Origin of the sequence: Mariniradius sediminis, from assembly GCF_021491425.1 — a bacterium.
Classification (GTDB): domain Bacteria; phylum Bacteroidota; class Bacteroidia; order Cytophagales; family Cyclobacteriaceae; genus Mariniradius; species Mariniradius saccharolyticus.
In genome coordinates this window covers 1-286 of sequence record NZ_JAKEVZ010000082.1, presented here as the reverse complement: position 1 = coordinate 286, position 286 = coordinate 1, and the positions used below count along the sequence as shown (strand labels likewise).

Sequence of the window (286 nt, the reverse complement as noted above, 5' to 3'; positions counted from 1 at the left end):
ATCTCGGAACCCGCACTGAACCTATTAAAGCAGGGATGGTATTTACCATTGAACCCGGCATCTATATTGAAGAAGAAAAAAATGGGAATACGCATTGAAAATAATTTCTGGATCACCCGCACCGGGAATAAAGACCTTATGGCCAATATCCCCATCACTGCTGATGATATCGAACGTTTGATGAAATCCAAATAAACTAACGCCCACCGCTAACCGATAACATGAAACAAATTCCCAACCTCTTTACCCTGCTCAACCTGGTATTCGGATTCCTGGCTATTATTAC

The 286-nt window shown here is 42.0% G+C and carries 1 pseudogene; it reads left to right on the top strand.

The features are described 5' to 3' along the window. Positions 1-195, top strand: a pseudogene (locus tag L0U89_RS20360) (M24 family metallopeptidase); the annotation flags it as partial. Positions 196-286 lie beyond the last annotated feature (91 nt).